Genomic DNA, 1,400 nt, shown 5'->3' with positions numbered 1-1,400 from the left:
TGGCTGCGCGGCCGGGGGCGCCGTACTGCTGTGCTCGGTGGCCGCCGGTTCGACGCCGTACCGGGGTGCGGGGCTCGCCGGGCTGGCGGTCGTGGCCGGGGTGGCGGTGGGCGCGGTGTGGGGGCTGGCGTCCGGGGTGCTGCCCGGTGGGTGCGCTGCGGAGTTCACGGAGCGGATCGGGCCCTACCGGGTGGGGCTGTGGGGCCGGGCGGTGCGGCTGGCCCGTGAGGCGCCGGTGTGGGGTGTGGGGCCGGGGCGCTTCGGGACGCCTGGTGATCCGGCGGGGCGGCCGCATTCGGCACCGCTGCAGTTGCTGGCCGAGCAGGGGGTGGTGGGGGCGCTGCTGCTGGCGGCGGTGTTCGGGTGGGTGCTGCACGCGCTGTGGCGGGCGACTCGGCCGACGCCGGTGGTGCTGACGGCGGGGGCGGCGCTCACGGCGCTGGCGGTGATCGCGTCGGTGGGTGACGCGCTGAGCTTCACCACGGTGACGGCGGGCGCGGGGCTGCTGGCCGGGTGGGCCACGGCACGCCCGTGGGGCGAGGAGGAGCGGGTGACCCGCGGGGAGCCGGTGCCCCGGCAGGAGACGGTGGGCTGAGCGGGGTCAGTGCGCGTTGTCCGGGGTGATGGCGCGGAGCCGGGCCCGGATGACCCGGACGGCCGACTCGGCGTTGTCGACGGTGATGGTGAAGGTGTGGCCGTCCCACAGGCTGAGCACGATGCCCTCGCCCCGGCGGACGACCACGGCGGTGCCCTTCTCGGGACGCCAGCGGTAGCCCCAGCCGCCCCAGTTGCGGGGGGTGACGTGCGGGATGTACTCGGCGTCGACCACCTGGGAGAGCGGGATGCGGCGGCGCGGCAGCCCGACATGGCCGCAGCGCACCTCCAGGGCGTCCCGCTCCAGCTTGAGGTCGACGTGCACGAAGGCGAGCGTGCCGAACAGGACGAGCAGCCCGACCGCGATGCAGCCCACGACGGACATGACCAGGGCGATGATCCCGGAGGTCCACGCGGACTGCACGGCCAGCTCGATGCCGAGCGCCATGCAGGCGGCACCGGCAAGCGCCAGTACCCACTGCACGCGGTTGGTGGCGCGTCCGGTCCAGACGTCGGGATGCGGGGCGTCCTCGGCGTCGCGGTGCTCCGTCATGTCTATGAGGTTACCCAGGTTCCGCCGTGGCGGTATCCGGTCACGGAGAGGTACTGCTCCGGGCGGCAGGACGGACCGCCCGGCGGCCGCGCCCGGTGTCACATCCGGTCGGCGAGCGGACCGGCCGCGGGCAGCAGCCGTCCCTCGGCGTAGTGCAGCGCGGCCGCGGGCAGCGCGCCGCCCTCGCGGCCGCTGAGCAGCACGGTGAGGGAGCCCACCGCGGGGGCGTCGGGAGCGGGCGCCTCCCCGATGC

General features: G+C 76.1%; 2 protein-coding genes and 1 pseudogene. 1 reads left to right on the top strand and 2 read right to left on the bottom strand.

The features are described from left to right. Positions 1-595, top strand: a 595-nt coding sequence (locus tag GT030_RS01480; protein WP_161199442.1) for an O-antigen ligase family protein, incomplete at its 5' end; no start/stop codon positions are given. A gap of 6 nt (positions 596-601) precedes the next feature. Here the strand turns inward: GT030_RS01480 and GT030_RS01475 are convergent. Both GT030_RS01475 and GT030_RS01470 read right to left on the bottom strand, forming a co-directional pair. Then, complete coding sequence (locus GT030_RS01475) at positions 602-1,147, bottom strand: hypothetical protein (protein ID WP_161199441.1); 546 nt, start codon at positions 1,145-1,147, stop codon at positions 602-604. A gap of 98 nt (positions 1,148-1,245) precedes the next feature. Then, positions 1,246-1,400, bottom strand: a pseudogene (locus GT030_RS01470) (glutamate racemase); the annotation flags it as partial.

The organism is Streptomyces sp. SID1328, from assembly GCF_009865595.1.
GTDB classification, from domain to species: domain Bacteria; phylum Actinomycetota; class Actinomycetes; order Streptomycetales; family Streptomycetaceae; genus Streptomyces; species Streptomyces griseoluteus.
This window is presented reverse-complemented; position numbering and strand designations above follow the sequence as displayed.